General features: G+C 62.3%; 15 protein-coding genes. 6 read left to right on the forward strand and 9 right to left on the reverse strand.

The features are described 5' to 3' along the window. Positions 1–46: 46 nt before the first annotated feature. Both ACS4RR_RS00325 and ACS4RR_RS00330 read right to left on the reverse strand, forming a co-directional pair. Complete coding sequence (locus ACS4RR_RS00325) at positions 47–817, reverse strand: isocitrate lyase/PEP mutase family protein (RefSeq protein ID WP_456189550.1); 771 nt, start codon at positions 815–817, stop codon at positions 47–49. Next, the gene (locus tag ACS4RR_RS00330) at positions 814–1,890 is read right to left on the reverse strand and encodes a bifunctional transcriptional activator/DNA repair enzyme AdaA (RefSeq protein ID WP_456189551.1); all 1,077 of its coding nucleotides are present in this window, start codon (positions 1,888–1,890) and stop codon (positions 814–816) included. The genes ACS4RR_RS00325 and ACS4RR_RS00330 overlap by 4 nt, the downstream gene beginning before the upstream one ends. Positions 1,891–1,992: 102 nt before the next feature. Between ACS4RR_RS00330 and ACS4RR_RS00335 the strand changes: the two genes are divergently transcribed. Next, the gene (locus tag ACS4RR_RS00335) at positions 1,993–2,700 is read left to right on the forward strand and encodes a pyrimidine 5'-nucleotidase (RefSeq protein WP_456189552.1); all 708 of its coding nucleotides are present in this window, start codon (positions 1,993–1,995) and stop codon (positions 2,698–2,700) included. Positions 2,701–2,804: 104 nt separating this feature from the next. After that, complete coding sequence (locus tag ACS4RR_RS00340) at positions 2,805–3,446, forward strand: EF-hand domain-containing protein (protein ID WP_456189553.1); 642 nt, start codon at positions 2,805–2,807, stop codon at positions 3,444–3,446. Positions 3,447–3,546: 100 nt separating this feature from the next. Here ACS4RR_RS00340 and ACS4RR_RS00345 read toward each other — a convergent pair whose 3' ends face one another. After that, on the reverse strand, positions 3,547–4,413 hold the full coding sequence (locus ACS4RR_RS00345; RefSeq protein WP_017966774.1) for an LOG family protein: 867 nt from the start codon (positions 4,411–4,413) through the stop codon (positions 3,547–3,549). Between the two features lie 192 nt (positions 4,414–4,605). On the opposite strand from ACS4RR_RS00345, the gene dapD reads away from it, so the two are divergent. The 3 genes from dapD (at position 4,606) to ACS4RR_RS00360 (ending at position 7,344) form a co-directional block, all read left to right on the forward strand. Next, positions 4,606–5,466, forward strand: a complete 861-nt coding sequence (gene dapD / locus ACS4RR_RS00350) for a 2,3,4,5-tetrahydropyridine-2,6-dicarboxylate N-succinyltransferase (RefSeq protein WP_260109946.1) — start codon at positions 4,606–4,608, stop codon at positions 5,464–5,466. Between the two features lie 101 nt (positions 5,467–5,567). Continuing rightward, positions 5,568–6,761, forward strand: a complete 1,194-nt coding sequence (dapE, locus tag ACS4RR_RS00355) for a succinyl-diaminopimelate desuccinylase (protein ID WP_456189554.1) — start codon at positions 5,568–5,570, stop codon at positions 6,759–6,761. After that, positions 6,748–7,344 (forward strand): hypothetical protein, encoded by a 597-nt coding sequence (locus ACS4RR_RS00360; protein ID WP_260109944.1) that lies wholly within the window; start codon positions 6,748–6,750, stop codon positions 7,342–7,344. Before dapE ends, ACS4RR_RS00360 begins: the two co-directional genes overlap by 14 nt. Here ACS4RR_RS00360 and truA read toward each other — a convergent pair whose 3' ends face one another. From truA to ACS4RR_RS00390, 6 genes are all read right to left on the reverse strand, one after another. Continuing rightward, positions 7,345–8,169: a tRNA pseudouridine(38-40) synthase TruA gene (truA, locus tag ACS4RR_RS00365; RefSeq protein ID WP_260109943.1), complete on the reverse strand. Its 825-nt coding sequence runs from the start codon at positions 8,167–8,169 to the stop codon at positions 7,345–7,347. Continuing rightward, positions 8,169–9,104, reverse strand: a complete 936-nt coding sequence (gene fmt, locus ACS4RR_RS00370) for a methionyl-tRNA formyltransferase (RefSeq protein ID WP_260109942.1) — start codon at positions 9,102–9,104, stop codon at positions 8,169–8,171. Before fmt ends, truA begins: the two co-directional genes overlap by 1 nt. Before the next feature lie 20 nt (positions 9,105–9,124). Beyond that, on the reverse strand, positions 9,125–9,547 hold the full coding sequence (locus ACS4RR_RS00375; RefSeq protein WP_170257405.1) for a type II toxin-antitoxin system VapC family toxin: 423 nt from the start codon (positions 9,545–9,547) through the stop codon (positions 9,125–9,127). Beyond that, positions 9,544–9,828, reverse strand: a complete 285-nt coding sequence (locus ACS4RR_RS00380) for a FitA-like ribbon-helix-helix domain-containing protein (RefSeq protein ID WP_162115387.1) — start codon at positions 9,826–9,828, stop codon at positions 9,544–9,546. The genes ACS4RR_RS00375 and ACS4RR_RS00380 overlap by 4 nt, the downstream gene beginning before the upstream one ends. A gap of 64 nt (positions 9,829–9,892) precedes the next feature. Next, positions 9,893–10,408, reverse strand: a complete 516-nt coding sequence (def, locus tag ACS4RR_RS00385) for a peptide deformylase (protein WP_222292507.1) — start codon at positions 10,406–10,408, stop codon at positions 9,893–9,895. 97 nt (positions 10,409–10,505) lie between these two features. Continuing rightward, positions 10,506–12,002, reverse strand: coding sequence for a globin-coupled sensor protein (locus tag ACS4RR_RS00390; protein ID WP_260109941.1), 1,497 nt, complete (start codon positions 12,000–12,002; stop codon positions 10,506–10,508). Positions 12,003–12,205: 203 nt separating this feature from the next. Between ACS4RR_RS00390 and ACS4RR_RS00395 the strand changes: the two genes are divergently transcribed. Next, positions 12,206–13,432: a DNA recombination protein RmuC gene (locus ACS4RR_RS00395; protein ID WP_222386616.1), complete on the forward strand. Its 1,227-nt coding sequence runs from the start codon at positions 12,206–12,208 to the stop codon at positions 13,430–13,432. Positions 13,433–13,513: the final 81 nt, after the last annotated feature.

Consider the following 13,513-nt stretch of genomic DNA (forward strand, 5'->3'; position numbering starts at 1 on the left):
CTTTTGCGCGACATGCTTTGGATCTGCGGTCCTCGGGCATTCGACGTCAGAGCGGACTATAGATCGTCGCCGCCTCCTGTTTCAGCTTTTCCATCATCGACCGGTAAGGCCCCGGACCATAACTGACGCGGCCGACGCCGAGCTTGGCCAGCGCCTTCACATCGGGGGCGCCTGTTCGCATCATGATGTTGACCGGCAACGGCGATGCGGCACAGATCTTCTCGATCAAGGCGGGATCGATCAAGCCAGGCACGAAGAAGCCGCTGCCGCCGGCGGCCGCATAGGCCTTGCCGCGCTCGATCGCCTCGTCGACCAGACCGGCATGTTTGGAAAGATCGCTCTCTGCCAGGAAGAGATCGGTGCGAGCGTTGATGAAAAAGGGAATGCCCTTCCCTTCGGCCATGGCGCGAATGGCGCGGATGCGGGCCGCCTGCCTCTCGGCCGAATAAAGCCCGCCACCGCCGATCACCTGATCCTCGAAATTGATGCCGACGGCACCGACATCCACCAGCTTGGCGACGTTGGCGGCCGCTCCCTCAGGCTCGGCCGAATAGGCGCCTTCGAAATCGACCGAAAGCGGCAGATCGACGACAGCGGTGATGGATTTCGCCGTCTCGACCAGCACCGACATCGGCAGCTTCTCGCCGTCGGCATAACCATGGGCAGCGGCGACCGACCAGCTTCCCGTGGCAAGCGCCCTGGCGCCGGCATCGGCGACGGCCTTTGCCGTGCCGACATCCCAGATATTGTAGAGAACTACCGGGTCGCCCTTGCGGTGCAATGCGTCGAATGCCTTGGCCTTTTCAATCTGATTCATGCCGTCTCCTCCATGTTAGGTGCGTGTGCTCTGATCTTCCCTTCATGCCGCAGCAACCATTGCTTGCGCCATAGTCCGCCACCATAGCCGGTCAACGAACCATCCGCGCCGAGGATGCGGTGGCAGGGCACGATGATGGCAAGCTGGTTGGCGCCGTTGGCGCGGCCGACGGCACGCACGACCTCCGGCCTTTCCATCTCCCTTGCAAGATCGCCATAGGCGCGCGTCTGGCCGGCGGGAATCTCCATGAGCTTTGCCCAGACATGTTTTTCGAAGGGCGTGCCGCCGAGTGCCAACGGCGTCTTGAAGACTATCAGCCGCCCTTCGAAATAATCCCGGATCTCCGCCTCGATCCGGTCGATCGCCGGCGTGCGGCCGATCGCGACCGAGGAGCGGACGCGTTTCTGCAGCGCCTCGAGCTCGGTCGGCAGCGCCTTGCGGTCGTGGAATTCGAGAAGATGCAGATGCGTCTTGTCGGCGACGGCCACCATCGGCCCGAGCGGGGTGTCGAACCAGTCGGCAGAGAGTAGTTCGCGGTTCTGCGACAGCGCCGGCGCCTTGCCGACGAGTCGCTGAAAGGCCGTCCGGAAACCGCTTGGAGAGTCGTATCCCGCCTCAAGCTGAGCATCGATGACGCGCGCGCCATCGGCCAGTTGCCGGGCCGCTTCGCCCAGCCTGATATAGCGGACGATATCGTGGAAGGTCATGCCGAGCCTGCGTTTGACGGCACGGCGCACGGTCGAGGGATCGTGGCCGCGGCGCACAAGCTCATCCTCGGTCCAGCGCAGCTGCGGCTCGCGGTCGAGTGCGGCAAGCAGTTCGTCGACGATCGGCTCCCTGCCCGGCTGCTCCAGCGGCCTGCAGCGCTGGCACGGGCGGAATCCCGAATGCATGCAGGCGGCGATCGTGTCGAAGAAGAGCGTGTTTTCCCGCTTCGGCTTGCGCGCCGGGCAGGTCAGACGGCAGAAGATGCCGGTCGTCTTCACGCAGACATAGGCCTGCCCTTCATAATCGGCGCTGCGCGCGATCAAGGCATCATAGAGTGTATCGTCATCGGGGCGTTCGAAAAGCATGACCGCTTTCTAGCATTCCGTGCCTGCGCCGTCCGCCGAAAATCGGGCGTCTATTCTTTCTTGCCGATTTCCTTGGCGGATAAGCCGTGCCATAAGACCGCCATGACCAAGATCGACCGCACGCCTAATAAAACCGATTTCCAGCACGTCACAGACTGGGTCTTCGACCTCGACAACACGCTCTATCCGCATCATGTCAATCTCTTCGCGCAGATCGACAAGAACATGACCTCCTATGTTGCGGCACTCTTGCAGATGGAGCGGGAGGAGGCGCGCAAGCTGCAGAAGCAATATTACCTCGAGCATGGTACGACCCTGCAGGGCCTGATGATCCATCACGGCATCGACCCGAACGACTTTCTCGAAAAGGCGCATGCGATCGACTACACGGCGCTGACGCCACAGCCGGAACTCGGCGAGGCGATCAAGGCGCTACCGGGACGCAAATTCATCTTCACCAATGGCAGCGTCAAGCATGCCGAAATGACGGCGGAGGCGCTCGGCATCCTCGAGCATTTCGACGACATCTTCGATATCGTCGCTGCCGACTACGTGCCGAAGCCGGCGCAGGCGACCTACGACAAGTTCACGGCGCTGAAGCGGGTCGAAACCGCCAAGGCGGCGATGTTCGAGGATCTGCCGCGCAACCTGACGGTGCCGAAGGCGCTCGGCATGCAGACCGTGCTGCTGGTGCCGCGCAATCTGGAAGAGACGGTCGTCGAATGGTGGGAGAAGACCAGCGGCGAGGAGGATCACATCGATTTCGTCACCGACGATCTCGCCGCTTTTCTCCGCGGGATTATCGGCTGACGCATTACCAAGTTTTCATTCATCTTACCGATGTTTAACTGGGTCTTGCGAGCCTGCTGCCATATCTTCTTTCGTGAGGGGACACCTTACGAAAGGCAAACACGATGTACCGCAACAAGCTGATACTGGCAGCGCTTTCCTCCACCCTCATCTTCGGCGCCGCCGCCGGGGCAGGTTTTGCCGCACCGGGTGACGGACCGCGCCAGCATGCCGGCATGGGCCGGCCCGGTCCGGGCGCAGCTGCCTTCCGCGAAATCACCTATGTCCGCATGCTGAAGCAGTTCGACACGAACAAGGACGGACAGATCTCCAAGGACGAGGCGACCGCCGGCATCGACAAGATCTTCGCTTCGATCGACACCAACAAGGACGGTTCGCTGACACCGGGCGAAATCCGTGAGTACCGGAAAACGCAGATGCAAGCGATGAGAGATCAGCGCAAGCAGGAGGCCGGCGAAAACAAGGATGCGAACGCCGCACCCACGGCACCTGAAACCGCCGACAACAATGACCAGGGACGACCGCCGCGCGACGGCCACGACGGTCGTGACGGACATCGCTGGATGCGCCATGGCGGCAACTTCATGCGCGCCTCGCTGATGATGCAACGGATCGACACCGACCAGAACGGCCAGATCTCCAAACAGGAAGCCGAAGCCGCCTTCGACAAGCTGTTTGCGCGAATGGACCGCAACAAGGACGGCGTCATCTCGATCGACGACATGCCGGACCGGCCGCTTCTGTAAGACCGAACGAACCGTTCCTCCCGCTCCATTCCCGCTCCGGCAGAAAGGAGCGGGGGAATTGTGAATGCGTGTCGTTCGGCCGAAGCGCGCGCTTGAGCCCTTACTCGCGGTGTTCGTAGAAATCCTGCACGATCTTCCATGCCGCTTCTGCCGTATCGACGAAGCTGATCAGCTTTACGTCGTCCGGCGCGATCGTGCCGAATTCGGCCAATGCCTCGAAATTGATGATGCTCCGCCAGAACGCCTCCCCGAACAGGATCAGCGGCAGGCGCTCCATGCGGCCGGTCTGGATCAGCGTCAGGCATTCGAAGAATTCGTCAAGCGTGCCGAAGCCGCCGGGAAAGACCGCGATCGCCTTGGCGCGCACCATGAAGTGCATCTTGCGGATGGCGAAATAGTGGAAGTTGAAGCTGAGTTCCGGCGTCACATAGGCGTTCGGCGCCTGCTCGTGCGGCAGTACGATGTTGAGGCCGATCGAAGGTGCGCCCTCGTCGGCCGCGCCGCGATTGCCCGCCTCCATCACCCCGGGGCCGCCGCCGGTGACGATGACATATTCTTGGAAATTCAAGGTGGCCGAATATTTCGAGCAGAGCCGGGCGAATTTGCGCGCCTCGTCATAATAGACGGAGGCCGCCTCCAGGTTGACGCGCTGGATATCGTTGCGGGCTGCCCAGGCGCTCTGGCCGGGGGCGGGAATGCGGGCGCCGCCGAACATGACGACGGTCGACTTGATGCCGCGCTCGGTCAGCATCATCTCCGTCTTCAACAACTCCAGCTGCAGGCGGATCGGCCGCAATTCCTCGCGGCAGAGGAAATCCTCGTCGACATAGGCAAGGCGGTAGGCAGGCGACAGCGTCTGCGGCGTCTTCGGCACGGCTTCGGCGCGCTGCCTGTCGGTCGAACTGCTCTTCAGCGGGTCCCATACGCCATCCTTGCGCCGCGAACCGCCGTTTCGTCCCTTCGCCATGTCGAAATGCCTTTCAGTATTGCCGCCTTCGAAGCCGGATATGTCGCTATAACGTCTTGAATCCAGGTATCATCTTGTCGGAAAAATCTTTCCGTTCTACGGCTTCATGCTGTAGAGCAGGGTAAACGCCGCCAACCACAATTCCGGAGACGCCCCGTCTCCACGATAAAGATCGAAGTTTAAGGAATTCTCATGAGCGCCACCGACCTCGCATCCCTCGAAAAGATCATCGAAGCCGCCTTCGACAATCGCGACAATGTGAACACGTCGACGAAGGGCGAGGTTCGCGAAGCGGTCGAATCAGCCCTTGATCTGCTCGATGCCGGCAAGGCCCGTGTCGCCGAACGCTCCGCCGACGGCGCCTGGACGGTCAATCAGTGGCTGAAGAAGGCCGTGCTGCTCTCCTTCCGCCTCAACGACATGGATGTGGTCAAGGGCGGCTCGGGCAATTCCACCTGGTGGGACAAGGTTCCTTCGAAATTCGAAAACTGGGGCGAGAACCACTTCCGCGCCGCCGGCTTCCGCGCCGTGCCGAACTGCGTCGTGCGCCGCTCGGCCTATATCGCCCCGAACGCCATCCTGATGCCCTCCTTCGTCAATCTCGGCGCCTATGTCGGCGAAGGCACGATGGTCGATACCTGGGCGACGGTCGGCTCGTGCGCGCAGATCGGCAAACATGTGCATCTCTCCGGCGGCGTCGGCATTGGCGGCGTGTTGGAACCGATGCAGGCCGGCCCGACGATCATCGAGGACAATTGCTTCATCGGTGCCCGTTCCGAGGTGGTCGAAGGCTGTATCGTCCGCGAAGGCTCGGTGCTCGGCATGGGCGTGTTCATCGGCAAGTCGACCAAGATCGTCGACCGCGCCACCGGCGAGGTGAGCTACGGCGAAGTGCCGCCTTATTCCGTCGTCGTCGCCGGCTCGATGCCGTCGGGCAATGCAACGATGGGCAACGGCCAGCCGGCGCCGCATCTCTACTGCGCCGTCATCGTCAAGCGCGTCGATGAAAAAACCCGCTCGAAGACCGGCATCAACGAGCTGCTCAGAGATTGATGACTTCAGGACATTGATCCGGTAAACAGACGGCGTCTTTTTACGCGAGGCGGCCCCGCCTTGCCATGTCTTTGCCATTCCCGCCGGATAGTTCGACCGCTATGACCGCTACCGATCCCGTCGCCAATCTTCAGATGCTGATTCGTTGCCCCTCCGTGACGCCCGCCGAAGGCGGCGCGCTCACGGCGCTGGAGGCGATGCTTGCGCCGCTCGGCTTTGCGGTCGACAGGGTGAAGGCGAGCGAAGAGGGAACACCGGAGATCGAAAATCTCTACGCCCGTCTCGGCAAGGACGGCCCGCATCTGATGTTTGCCGGCCATACCGATGTCGTGCCAGTCGGCGACGAAGCCGCTTGGACGCATCCGCCGTTTGCCGCCGAGATTTCCAAGGGCGAGCTTTTCGGCCGCGGCGCCGTCGACATGAAGGGCGGCATCGCCTGTTTTGTCGCCGCCGTCGCCCGCCATGTCGAGAAAAACGGGCCACCCAAGGGCTCGATTTCCTTCCTGATTACCGGCGACGAGGAAGGTCCAGCGATCAACGGTACGATCAAGCTGCTGCAATGGGCGGCCGAACGCGGCGAGCGCTGGGATGCCTGCCTGGTCGGCGAACCCACAAATCCGGACAGGCTCGGCGACATGATCAAGATCGGCCGCCGCGGCTCGCTGTCGGGTAAAATCACCGTGCACGGCGTGCAGGGCCATGCCGCCTATCCGCATCTCGCCGACAATCCAGTGCGCGGCATGCTGCAGCTGACGCACGCGCTGATGGACCCGCCGTTCGACGGCGGCACCGACGATTTCCAGCCGTCGAACCTGGAAGTGACCACGGTCGATGTCGGCAATCCGGCGACCAACGTCATTCCGGCCAAGGCGTCGGCGAGCTTCAACATCCGCTTCAACGACAGCTGGACCGTCGAAACGCTGCGGGCCGAAATCCTGCGCCGTCTTGACGCCGCCGCCCGGGATGGCGCCTTGCGGCCGGGCCGCGACCCGGTGAAATACGATATCGTCTGGGCCGACCGGCCGAGCCATGTCTTCCTGACGCGCAACAATGCGCTGATCGCCTCGCTGTCATCGGCCGTCGAAAGCATTTCCGGCCAATCTCCGCGGCTTTCGACCACCGGCGGCACATCGGATGCGCGCTTCATCAAGGATTACTGCCCGGTCGTCGAGTTCGGCCTCGTCGGCCAGACGATGCACATGGTCGACGAGCGCGTCGCTGTCGCCGATCTGGAGACGCTGACGGCGATCTACGAAACCTTCATCGCCCGCTGGTTCGCCAATGCCGGGCTTTAGAGAGGTTCAGTATTACCTGGCCGGCCTCTGGCTGCTGATCCGGCTGGATTCGCGCGGCTTCCGCTACCTCGACATGTCCGAGCGCGGCGTCAACCGCTCGTTCTGGGCGATGGCCTGGTGCCTGCCGCCGATGGGCGTTTCCTGGCTCTGGTGGCGGCAGGCCTTCCTGCGCTCTATGCCGCCGGAAGCCGATGTCGATTTTGCCTTCTATTTCAGGCTCGGCCTCGTCGAGGTCGCCAACTGGTTCGTGCCGCTGGTCTTTGCCGGGCTGCTGCTGCTTGCTTTTCGCATGGGAGAGCGTTTCGCCCCGGTCGTCGTCAGCGTCAACTGGCTCGGCGTGCCGCTCTCCTATATCAACGGGCTGCTGCTGGCGCTGGTGTTCTTCCTGCCCGGCGCCGTCGGCCTCGTCTCGCTGCTGCTGCTGGCCTTCATGCTGGCGCAGGTCTTCGTCCTGGCGCGCATTCTCCGGATGATCTGCCACGGTCATGCGCTGATGGTCGGCGCGATGACACTGGTGCTGCTCGTGCCATCGATGATCCTTTCGGAATATCTGCAGCACTTCCTCGGCATCTATCCTGCCTGATCAAGCCTCCGACAGATCATCGCTTTCATCGGCACCGTCATCATCAACGGTGACCGGCCTCCGGCGGTCGGGAATCACGTCGGGATAATCCACCTGCATGAAATAGAGCCCGTCCGGCGGCGCCACCGGGCCGCAGGCCTTGCGGTCGCGCGCCTTAAGCGCTGCCTCGACATCATCAGGCGTCCATTTGCCTTCGCCGGCGAGCTTCAGCGTGCCGGCGAAGGAACGGATCTGGTTGTGGAGGAAACTCTGCGCCGTGGCGCGGATCTCGATCAGCTCGCCGTTACGCGTCACATCCAGCCGGTCGAGCGTGCGCACCGGGCTGTTTGCCTGGCAATGGGCGGCGCGGAAGGTGGAAAAATCATGCCGGCCGACCAGCCGCTGGGCGGCGGCGTGCATGACCTCGTGATCGAGCACCTTCGGCACCCACCAGGCCTTGCCGGCTTGAAGCGCCAGCGGCGCCCGGCGACTGACGATGCGATAGAGGTAATGGCGCCGTAGCGCCGAAAAGCGCGCATCAAAGAATTCGGGAGCCACCTCGACGTCGAGAATGGAGACACGCTCGCCGGCAATCCTCAGATGCGCGTTCAAGGCATTCTGCAGCTGGTAGGGCGACCAGTCCTTCGAAAGATCGGCATGGATCACCTGCCCCATGGCATGGACGCCGGAATCGGTGCGGCCGGCGCCGCGCACCGACACCGTCTCGCCGGTCAGCGACAGCACCGCCGCCTCGATCGCGCCCTGCACCGAGGGGCCGTTCTCCTGCCGCTGCCAGCCGACATAGGGGCCGCCGTCATATTCGACGGTCATGCGGAAACGCGGCATCAGGAAAGCCTCGTGCCCGCCGCAAGCGGCGTGCCCCTGAGGAAGTCGGCCGCCGCCAGCGGCTTGCCGCCGGCCTTCTGCAGCCTGGTCAGCCGCACAGCACCCGAAGCGCAGGCAACCACGAGATCGTCCGTCAGCAGTTGCCCGGCCGCACCCTGACCTTCAGCCAGTTCGGACCCCAGCACCTTTACCCGTTCCGACTTACCGCCGATCTCCAGCTCGAACCAGGCCCCCGGAAACGGCGCGAGGCCGCGGATGTGATTGTGCACATCCCGCGCATCGCGGGCGAAATCGATGCGGGTCTCGGCCTTGTCGATCTTGGCGGCGTAAAGCACGCCCTCATCCGGCTGCGGCGTCAGCGGCAGGTCGTTCATCTCGAGTTTCACCATAGCTTCCGCCATCGCCTTGGCGCCAACCAGCATCAGCCGGTCGTGCAGCTCGCCAGCGGTCATGTTCGGGCCGATCTCGACCTCGCGGGTGAGTGCGACGGCGCCGGTATCCAGACCCTTGTCCATCTTCATCACCATCATGCCGGTCTTTGCGTCGCCGGCCATGATCGCCCGCTGGATCGGTGCCGCACCGCGCCAGCGCGGCAACAGCGAGGCATGACCGTTGTAACAGCCATCCCTTGTGCCGTTCAAAATCGCTTCCGGCAGCAGCAGCCCGTAGGCAACGACGACGCCCACATCGGCATTGAAAGCACGAAACCTCTCGCGCTCCTCGGGGTCCTTGAAATTGACCGGGGTGAAGACCGGCAGGCCGAGCAGTTCGGCCGTCTGGTGCACCGGCGATTTCTGCAGATCGAGCCCGCGCCGGCCGCCCGGCCGCGGCGGCTGCGTATAGACCGCAACGATCCTGTGGCCGGCATCGACGAGCAGGCGCAGGGTCGGAACCGAGAACTCCGGGGTTCCCATGAAAATGATGCGAAGAGACATTTTATCTCGCCAATTGAGGATCAACCGTCTTCAAACGGGTTTACGAGCTTGAGATCAAGCCCTTCGAAATCTCGGGTGTTGCGGGTCGCAAGCGTCGCGCCGTTTGCAAGGCAGATGGCGGCAATCATGGCATCCTGGACCGAAATCGGCCGCCCCATGTTCTCGCGTTTCGCCCGCAAGCGACCGGTTGCCATGGCCGTTTCCAAATCCCAGCCGGCGATACGATCGCGAAACTGGCCTTTCACCAAATTCTCGATCGCGCGAGAGAAGCGGTCCGATCCTGTCTTCAAGAAAACCCTTTCGGCTCCGTAAATCTGCTCCATCAAGCCAACCGTGCAAAGCCAGATTCTCGAACCATCCTGCCGCAGTATCCAGGCCTTCACGTTTTCATTCGGCAATGGCCTGGCGAACTCGGAAATCACATTCGTATCGAGAACGATCATTCGAAATCCTCGAACGGCCGGCCGAAATCGTTTTTCCGCGCCGCCTCGATTTCGTCCATGATTGCAGCGAATTCATCGTCTACCGCGTTTTCGCCGACGAAAGCGGCGCGTATCGCTTCATAGGCCGACGAAGTCTCTGGCTTTGCTTCGGTTTTTCTTTTCAGCGCTTCCCGCAAAAGCTCCTTGGCCTCGTCAGAAAGGCTGTTTCCGCTCCGCTGCGCCGATTCCGCAATGTCTCGCTTCATTGCCTCGGAAATATTTCTGATCAGAAAATCACCCATTCGGCACCTCCGTCATGATATCAGTGATATCATAGTGCCTCGCCGGCAAATTTTCAACGCAGCGTCAGAGCGCCTTGGACTTCGCTGCCTTGGTGAATTTCTTGATCACCATCTCCCGCTTCAGCCGCGATATGTGATCGATGAAGAGCACACCGTTCAGGTGGTCGATCTCGTGCTGCAGGCAGGTGGCGAGCAGGCCGTCGGCTTCCACGGTCTGTTCCTTGCCGTTGCGGTCGAGATACTTGACCGAGACGGTGGCCGGGCGTTCGACCTCGGCATAATAGTCTGGAATCGAAAGGCAGCCTTCCTCATAGACGGAGCGCTCGTCGGAGGATGTCAGGATCTCCGGATTGATGAAGACCTGCGGCTGCTTTTCCTCGCCCTCGCGCGAGATGTCGATGACGAGCATGCGGCGCGGCACGCCGATCTGGATGGCGGCAAGGCCGATGCCCGGCGCGTCGTACATCGTTTCCAACATATCGTCGGCAAGACGCTGGAGGTCGGCATCCACCCGCTCGATCGGCTTGGACAGCTGGCGGAGAACGGGATCGGGAAGAATGATGAGTGGCTTGATGGTCATGGCGTTCCCATAACCCATCTTTTCCGACTATGGAATTATCCGGCAGGCGGGGAATACGATTTTTTGCATCCCCGCCTGGAATTTCGCCATATTGGCCTCAAGCAGCCCGTCGAGCAGCACCGGCGGAACGTCCCTCCGGCCGGGCGCGGAAGCGCCGCAGCAGCTCAATCAGGCTCTCCACCTCATCCTTGAGCCGGCGGGTTTCTGCCGAGGAGTGCTCGACCATGTCCGAATTCTGCTGGGTGATCACACCCATGTTGCGGACGGCGAGGCTGACCTCGTTGACGCCAGTCGCCTGATCGCGGGCGGCCGCGGCGATATCGGCGACGAAACGGTTGATGATATCGATGCGGCTGATCATATCGCTCAGCGCCTCACCGGTGCTGGAGACGATGCCGACGCCCTCGTTGACCTGGGTCGAGCTCTGCGAGATCAGGTTCTTGATCTCCTTGGCCGCTTCCGCGGTCCGCTGGGCGAGCTGGCGCACTTCCTGGGCGACAACGGCAAAACCCTTGCCGGCATCACCGGCGCGGGCCGCCTCGACACCAGCGTTCAGCGCCAGCAGGTTGGTCTGGAAGGCGATCTCATCGATGACGCCGATGATCTTGGAGATCCCGGTCGAGGATTTCTCGATGCCGGCCATCGCCGAGACAGCACTGGTGACGAGTTCACCGGAGTTCTTCGCCTTCTCTTGCGTCTCGCGCACCGCGGCCGAAGCCTTCTCGGCATTGGCGGCCGTCTGGCCGACGCTGACGGACAGCTGCTGCAGGGCGGCCGAGCTCTCCTCGACGCCTGCCGCCTGCTGGGCGGTTCGTAGCGCCAGATCGTTGGTCGCATTGGATATAACGTCGGCGCCGCTCATGATATGGCCCGAGGTCTCGCGTACGGAGGCGAAGGACTGGCTTAGCGCCCTGACGGCGCGGTTGTAATCCTCGGCCATCTGCCTGAAATTGCCCGGCAGGTCGGACGGCAGGGTGGCTTCAAGATCGCCTTTCGACAGCGCTTCCAGACCGCGGCGCAGTTGCTCCAGGGCGATCGCCTGGTCGGATTCGGCCTGGGCGCGCTCTTCTTCCAAGGCGCGACGCTTGGCTTCGAGCGTTTCCAGATAGACCGAGATGGAATAATCCACGTCGAGCATGCCTGATTTGATGACGGCCGACAGCTTCTCGGCCAATGCCTTGCCCTCTCGGCGCGCAAAGATCGACGGCCACTGCTTCTCCATGATGCCTTTGACGAGCTCGGACATGACGATGGCGTAACCGCCGATATACCAGCGCGGCTCCAGCCCGATGCGGGCGTGGGTGCGGCCGACTGCGGTCACGCCGTTGACATAGCTCTCATCGAACGCGCCGCCGGCAAGATTGGCCCAATGATCCTGCTGGCGCTTCTTGGCATGGCCGACGTGATTCTTATCGGCGAAGAAGCCGGCGACAGCAGGGGTCTTGGCGATCTTGGCGTAGAATTTGTCGAGGGCGCCGCCGATCAGCTCTGATATCACAGGGCGCAGATCCCGCATCGACTTGCGCGCCGCCTCATCCAGTTCGATGAAATCGAGGCGCTGCCTGAGGGCATTGTCGGTCTGCTGGGCGGTCATGGAGATCTCTGTACTTGGCGCGCGGCGCGGGACGGAATTTCTGCGCCGCAGGTTTTGGCCAATATGGTTGAGCAATCGTTAAATCGGACGGCGATTTCTTCTCGCCGAGCGAGAAGAACGATAGCGTGCGAGGATATTGCACGCCGTCCATTCCGTTCACGTTTTGATCTATATATCGCCGTTTCTTCTGTTATGCTTGCCGCATGACCATCCATTCCGAATCGCTCGCCCTTTCCCTTGCCTCGATCAGTCCGGCCATGCTGGCGCTTGCCGGCGGCGTTCTCGCCGCCCTCGCCCTGCTAGTGATCGTGCTTCTGCTGCGCGGCGCCAGCCTTCGCCGCGAGCAGGCGGAGGAAGCGAGCTTTCGTGCCGAGGAAAACGAAGCGCGGATGGCCGAGCTTTTGAAGATCCAGGCCGAGATGCAGGGCCGCATCGCGGCGATGACCGAGGTCTTCGGCGCGCGGCAGAGCGAACTCAACCAGACGATCAGCCAGCGCCTCGACGGCATGTCGCAGCGCATGAGCTCGACGATCACCGAGCAGACGAAATCGACGCATGAGAACCTGCAAAGGCTGCAGGAGCGGCTGGCGGTCATCGATGCCGCGCAGAACAATATCCAGACGCTCGCCAAGGATGTCGTCGGACTGCAGGCCATTCTGTCCAACAAGCAGACGCGCGGCGCCTTCGGCCAGTCCAGGATGGAAACGATTGTTGCCGACGGTCTGCCGATGGGCGCCTACGCCTTCCAGCAGACGCTGTCCAACGGTTCACGGCCGGACTGCACGATCCGCATGCCGAACGGCGCGCCGCCGCTGGTGATCGACGCGAAATTTCCGCTCGAAGCCTGGAACGCGATCCGCGACGCCGGCAGCCCCGAGGCAGGCAAGATCGCCGGCCAGCAGTTCCGCCGCGATATGGAAATCCATATCCGAGACATTTCCGAGAAATATCTGATCCAGGGGGAAACGCAGGATACGGCCTTTCTCTTCGTGCCATCCGAATCGATCTTCGCCGAGATCCACGAGCACTTCGAGCCGGTGGTGCAGAAGGCGCACCGCGCGCGTATCGTCATCGTCTCGCCGTCGCTGCTGATGTTGTCGATCCAGGTCATCCAGGCCGTGCTCAAGGATCAGCGCATGCGGGCGCAGGCGCATCTGATCCAGGGCGAGGTGGCAATCCTGATGGACGATCTCAGCCGCCTCGACGAGCGGGTGCGCAAGCTGCAAGGCCATTTCGCCATGGCGCAGAAGGATATCGACATGGTGGTCACGTCGGCCGACAAGCTGACCAAACGCGGCGCCAAGATCGAAGCGCTGGAATTTGAGGCGGGCGGCGGCGATGCACCCCCCGCCCGCGACGGCGAGGCCGCGGCCAAATCGGTAGAAAGCCGCACCGGTCTTCTGAAGCTCCGGGTGGTTGACGAGGAGTGATCGCTTCGGGCAGTGTCTCGCCCGCATGAAACAGTAGGAGCATGATGTCGGCCGAAAACCGATCACACTTTTCGGCATCAT

The organism is Rhizobium zaerense, assembly GCF_051810725.1.
Lineage (GTDB): Bacteria > Pseudomonadota > Alphaproteobacteria > Rhizobiales > Rhizobiaceae > Rhizobium > Rhizobium leguminosarum_I.

Bases quoted from the DNA above. Each gene is read 5' to 3' on its own strand.
- ACS4RR_RS00325 (WP_456189550.1), bottom strand. From the start codon at position 817: ATGAATCAGATTGAAAAGGCCAAGGCATTCGACGCATTGCACCGCAAG.
- ACS4RR_RS00330 (WP_456189551.1), bottom strand. From the start codon at position 1,890: ATGCTTTTCGAACGCCCCGATGACGATACACTCTATGATGCCTTGATC.
- ACS4RR_RS00335 (WP_456189552.1), top strand. From the start codon at position 1,993: ATGACCAAGATCGACCGCACGCCTAATAAAACCGATTTCCAGCACGTC.
- ACS4RR_RS00340 (WP_456189553.1), top strand. From the start codon at position 2,805: ATGTACCGCAACAAGCTGATACTGGCAGCGCTTTCCTCCACCCTCATC.
- ACS4RR_RS00345 (WP_017966774.1), bottom strand. From the start codon at position 4,413: ATGGCGAAGGGACGAAACGGCGGTTCGCGGCGCAAGGATGGCGTATGG.
- dapD (WP_260109946.1), top strand. From the start codon at position 4,606: ATGAGCGCCACCGACCTCGCATCCCTCGAAAAGATCATCGAAGCCGCC.
- dapE (WP_456189554.1), top strand. From the start codon at position 5,568: ATGACCGCTACCGATCCCGTCGCCAATCTTCAGATGCTGATTCGTTGC.
- ACS4RR_RS00360 (WP_260109944.1), top strand. From the start codon at position 6,748: ATGCCGGGCTTTAGAGAGGTTCAGTATTACCTGGCCGGCCTCTGGCTG.
- truA (WP_260109943.1), bottom strand. From the start codon at position 8,169: ATGCCGCGTTTCCGCATGACCGTCGAATATGACGGCGGCCCCTATGTC.
- fmt (WP_260109942.1), bottom strand. From the start codon at position 9,104: ATGTCTCTTCGCATCATTTTCATGGGAACCCCGGAGTTCTCGGTTCCG.
- ACS4RR_RS00375 (WP_170257405.1), bottom strand. From the start codon at position 9,547: ATGATCGTTCTCGATACGAATGTGATTTCCGAGTTCGCCAGGCCATTG.
- ACS4RR_RS00380 (WP_162115387.1), bottom strand. From the start codon at position 9,828: ATGGGTGATTTTCTGATCAGAAATATTTCCGAGGCAATGAAGCGAGAC.
- def (WP_222292507.1), bottom strand. From the start codon at position 10,408: ATGACCATCAAGCCACTCATCATTCTTCCCGATCCCGTTCTCCGCCAG.
- ACS4RR_RS00390 (WP_260109941.1), bottom strand. From the start codon at position 12,002: ATGACCGCCCAGCAGACCGACAATGCCCTCAGGCAGCGCCTCGATTTC.
- ACS4RR_RS00395 (WP_222386616.1), top strand. From the start codon at position 12,206: ATGACCATCCATTCCGAATCGCTCGCCCTTTCCCTTGCCTCGATCAGT.